We start from the raw sequence: 4,345 nt of genomic DNA, 5'->3' as shown, positions 1-4,345 counted from the left end.
CCTGTTTAAGGACTGAGTTATACCATTGCTCCCAAGTCCTGCCTCGATGCTCTCTAATCGCAGAATACGCCCAATGACGAACGGTATCGAACAAGGTGCAGTTCCTACCAAGTCCGTATTCTTTCTCTGTGTTCGTTAAAGGTCTGAGATCAACGAAATCCGCAAGATAATTTAGCTCATAGGCTTCTTTAGTCCAGACCTCGGTACGCCAATGCTCGTGCATCGGGTTTTTGGTGATGAAGTTGGTATAGCCGACGTCTGCTCGTGTCTCTCTGACAAGCCCTGCTTGTATCTTAGCGAGATAGTCTAAGGCTTTACGACTGCCATGCTCACTGGTGCAAACAGGCGTTTTTAGCTCATAGACAATATGAGCGTGTCCGTTTTCAGGATTTTGACTTGTCCACCGTGGCGGTGGTAGGTATTCTTCTGCCCAGCGCATTGCGCCATGCTTATGGTCAATGTCTAAGCAAATGAAGTGGGTCATGCAAGGGGGGTTGTGCTGGATGTACCGCATTTTGACGGCAGTTTGCCTAGGACGAATGACAAGATTACCTAAATCATCGGTGCAATAGGGCTTATGGGGGAGTGTTTCGTATATTTCCGGTAGTATTAACATCACGCACACTTGTGTTGGTGCGCCTGCTGATATAAAATGACCGTTCGAATATGGTGGGTTTTATATCTGCTGACACAGATTAAAATTCATCTAACCCTCAGTGATTGGCGTCACTGAGGGTTACTCGTTTCTAGCACTTGAGTTTACGCTCTCATTCTTGTTTCGTCAATTACCAATATCCTCTCAAAGTCTCGCTATTTAAGGCTTACATCGCTCTCAAAAGTTGTACCTACTTCACATTACTTACTTGGATTTACACCAAACTGCTTAGGGTATTATTTTTCATAAACGCTGATATAACAATAAAAACTGTCCAATACTTAGCACTCCATCTTTAGTTTAATTGTCGATAGTTATCGCAGCTATCTTGATAGCCATTATCACAAGATTTACCAAACCACGATTTTGCAGTATCCATATTTTGGCGTACTCCCTTTCCCTCGTAATACATTAAGCCAATACCGTATTGTGCCAAAGCACTTGCTTTGTCGACAGAAGGTTCTTGTTCTGCCGCTTTCTCATACCATTTAAGTGCTTGATCATAATTTTGAGCTACTCCGTTACCGTGGTAGTACAGAACCCCAATAAGAACTTGAGCCATTGCAAAATTTTGGCTTGCTGCTTTTTCATACCAATACCTTGCTTTATCGTAGTCTTGATTTACGCCATAGGCATTGTCGTACATACCTCCAACAAAAACCTGCGCATTAACATTACCTTGATCTGCCGATTTCTCGTACCATTTAAGTGCTTGATCATAATCTTGGGGCACTCCACGGCCTTGGAAGTGCATAGCTCCAAGTTGGAATTGAGCCTCTGCATTACCTTGATCTGCCGATTTTTGAGTCCACTCAATTGCTTTATCATAATCCTTAATCACAGCTTTGCCTTGATAATACATTTTACCCAGATAATACTGAGCCTCTGCATTACCTTGATCTGCTGATTTTTGAGTCCACTCAACTGCTTTATCATAATCCTTATTTACAGCTTTTCCTTGATAATACATCTTACCAAGTTGATATTGAGCTTCTGCATCTCCCTGCTCAGCTAATACCCGAAAGTCTGTATATTTACTCTCTATTTCATCAGAAGATATTTGCGCTTCAGAAGTCTTCTGAATACCTACATCTTGATCTTGTTTTTTCTGACAGCTCGTAAGAACAAGAGAGGAAAAAATAATAGGAAAAATCATCACTACTAATCTGTGTTTAGTAAAAACCATATATTCATCATCTCTTTTGATACTTTGCGAAAATGTAACTATAATGTAAATAATAACACATAGAATATTACTAAATATTAAAGGCGTATTTGTATGGAAGATAGCGGTCTAATGGGTTGCGGACTTTTCGTAATATATATTGCTTTCTTTTTTATTACTGGAACAATTGCCTTCAATATCGTTGAGCCACATAGCTTTATTGGAGTATTAATATTTTTAGCGGTTTGGGCTATAGTACAGTTCGTAGGTCAAGCTATACTTGCAACTTTATTCGCCCTGTTGACCAGATAAACCACCCTACCTTATTAAAGTCTTGAAACATAGTTTCCCTTTTTCCTAGCCTTAGTCTGCTAGCGACCCATACTCGGAGATCGTGACCTTGTGGGCGCTCTAGCACGCTCAAGTTCTTGCTCTTTAGCTTTTATTACCTCTCTGACTTGTTCAGCAAGGTGTTTAATTCCTTCAATTCTGCTTCTATTGCCGTCTGCGATCCGGTTATTTTCGCTTGTGATTGCTCTATTTTGATCTGTGCGTTCACTAATTCGCTCAATCCGTCCTCCAACTTCACGGTATCGCTCTCTAATTGCGTCGTATCGCTGTTGAGATAGTCGGGCTGCGCTATCGTACTCTGATACGTCTTTAACTGCTCTACAAGTTGAATCTGTACGTTTCCTAAAGCTAATAACTCGCTTATCAATGATGCTTGCGTTGTTACGTGCTCTTTCCGATATGCGACCCAGCCATTGAACACGTTCGTTTGTTCTGTCATTGAAGTTTGCAACTGCTTGAACAACGACGGCAAGCGTTCTATCTCTTTCGTCTTCGCTTGTGCCAATTTGTTCAATGAGGCGGTCAATTCTGCTATATCCTGGTCTTTCTTGCGCAGCTGCTGCTCCATGTATCGCTGTTGGCCGTCTAGCATCTTCTCTTGGCGTATGATCGTATCTTGTTGCGCTTGCATCGCTTGCTGCACTTGCTCTAGTAGTCTCTTGTCCATAATTTACCTCTGCCCATAGTTGATCGGCTGCTGTATCTGTGTCTGCGGTTTTTGAATGATGTAGGTCGGTTTTGAGAACTTGTTGACTGATACTGCCCCTATGATGATGCCTAGCACCAGTAACGTAAGTGCGACCAAACTGGCTACGATTGCCCATTTCTTCATTTCTGATCTGATGACCTGCGCGATCCTGTCCTCTCGCTGCTCTATCAGCTGGGCGATATGCTGTGTGTAGCTCTCTATCATCGTCTCTGTCTGTTCTGCGAGTTGGTTTAAATCTTGGGTTAAATGGGCTTGGACGTTGCTCATATAGGTTTGTAGGGCGGTACTCATATCGGTTTGATGCTTGGCTAACATCGCGAGCAGCTGCTCGTTGCTCAAGTCGAGGCTTTCCATGCCTTGTTTGATGATAGTCTCGCTTTCTTTTAATTTCGCTGTCATAAAGCTGTTTAGCTGCATCGTAGCGTTCTGTACTTCTTGCTCGATAGTCTTCGCTTGCTGCTGTGATTTCACTTTGAACTTCTCTGCTAAAGTTAAAGCCTCGTTCATATAATCCACCTGTTAGCCTAATATTTCGTTTTGCTGTGGGATCTGGGTTTTTGATACTGATTGCTTTGTCGGTCTGTCTTGCAATCTCAAAGCCACCATCTTTTAGGGCTTGAATAACGTCGTCACGATTGGTTATAACGCCTTCAACCACTAATGCCTTTAGACCGTCAGTAATGGCTTGTCTTGCGTCTTTAATATCCCTTGGTAAGTTGTCACGCTGCGCCATGAGTCGCTTTTTGGCGGGATCATTGGGGTCGGTAAATCCATGCTCGATGTTCTGCATGTCCTTCCATGCGTTGACACGGCGTTTATCTACGTTATGAACATAGGGCTGAAACACACGCCCATGCTCTAAATCGACATTGGCAAAGACAAAGTTCAGCTCTAATCTGCCTTTGTCTCGATGCTCAATCCAGCTTACGCTGACTCTATCAACGTCTAGCCCTGCTCGAATGGTTTGCTCAAAGCCGTCCATCAGGGCGTTTTTTTGTTCTGCACTGACTTGGTTGGCGGTCTCGGTAAACGATAAGCAGCCACTGGTATATTTTTGCTTGAAGTCGAGGCTATCAATGAGCAAGGCTTGATTGTCTATGTCGCCCCTTAATACCTCGGCACCAAGGCGTTTGCCGTCTGGCTGCTCTTTGTCTTTAAGCAGGTAGTCGAATACGCCTTTGCTGCCACCTGTTCCATTAGTGAAAAATTTAACGATCATCGGGCACGCTCGACGCTAGTGCTTTGTCTAGCGTGGTTTGCAAATCAAGCAAGGCGATTAATACAGCATTACCGACTTCTTGCCCTGTGTTGGTCTGCTTGGCTATTTGGTTGATGTTGATGCCAATGCGATTAATCGCTCGCACCAATTCGGGATCGGCACTATGGACAATTTTCTTGTGCTTGGGTTCGGGCGCAGCTATCGGTTGATCGAGCACCAATCCACGAACGTAGTTAGACATATCAT

Annotated in this window: 6 protein-coding genes; 1 reads left to right on the top strand and 5 read right to left on the bottom strand. The window is 43.4% G+C overall.

All coding sequences use genetic code 11. From position 1 onward, the window contains the following. On the bottom strand, positions 1-484 hold a 484-nt coding region (locus tag V7D75_RS13945; RefSeq protein ID WP_333615044.1), incomplete at its 3' end, for a replication initiation protein. Positions 485-950: 466 nt separating this feature from the next. Then, positions 951-1,841 (bottom strand): SEL1-like repeat protein, encoded by an 891-nt coding sequence (locus V7D75_RS13940; RefSeq protein ID WP_333615043.1) that lies wholly within the window; start codon positions 1,839-1,841, stop codon positions 951-953. A 93-nt stretch (positions 1,842-1,934) separates the two neighbouring features. On the opposite strand from V7D75_RS13940, the gene V7D75_RS13935 reads away from it, so the two are divergent. After that, positions 1,935-2,132 (top strand): hypothetical protein, encoded by a 198-nt coding sequence (locus tag V7D75_RS13935; RefSeq protein WP_333615042.1) that lies wholly within the window; start codon positions 1,935-1,937, stop codon positions 2,130-2,132. Between the two features lie 133 nt (positions 2,133-2,265). On the opposite strand, the gene V7D75_RS14675 is transcribed toward V7D75_RS13935, so the two are convergent. From V7D75_RS14675 to mobC, 3 genes are all read right to left on the bottom strand, one after another. Continuing rightward, a complete protein-coding gene (locus V7D75_RS14675) occupies positions 2,266-2,838 on the bottom strand; it encodes a hypothetical protein (protein WP_442968974.1) in 573 nt (190 codons plus the stop codon). Positions 2,839-2,841: 3 nt separating this feature from the next. After that, positions 2,842-3,387, bottom strand: a complete 546-nt coding sequence (locus V7D75_RS14670; RefSeq protein ID WP_442968973.1) for an MbeB family mobilization protein — start codon at positions 3,385-3,387, stop codon at positions 2,842-2,844. Positions 3,388-4,088: 701 nt separating this feature from the next. Continuing rightward, a partial coding sequence (gene mobC / locus V7D75_RS13925; protein WP_333615040.1) for a plasmid mobilization relaxosome protein MobC occupies positions 4,089-4,345 on the bottom strand: 257 nt, incomplete at its 5' end.

This window comes from Psychrobacter sp. (genome assembly GCF_036731945.1).
Taxonomy (GTDB): domain Bacteria; phylum Pseudomonadota; class Gammaproteobacteria; order Pseudomonadales; family Moraxellaceae; genus Psychrobacter.
Note: the sequence above shows the minus strand (reverse complement) of the source record. Positions and strands in the feature narration are given on the sequence as shown.

Coding starts and splice junctions, on each gene's coding strand:
- V7D75_RS14675 (WP_442968974.1), bottom strand. CDS start 2,838: ATGGACAAGAGACTACTAGAGCAAGTGCAGCAAGCGATGCAAGCGCAA.
- V7D75_RS14670 (WP_442968973.1), bottom strand. CDS start 3,387: ATGAACGAGGCTTTAACTTTAGCAGAGAAGTTCAAAGTGAAATCACAG.
- V7D75_RS13935 (WP_333615042.1), top strand. CDS start 1,935: ATGGAAGATAGCGGTCTAATGGGTTGCGGACTTTTCGTAATATATATT.
- V7D75_RS13940 (WP_333615043.1), bottom strand. CDS start 1,841: ATGGTTTTTACTAAACACAGATTAGTAGTGATGATTTTTCCTATTATT.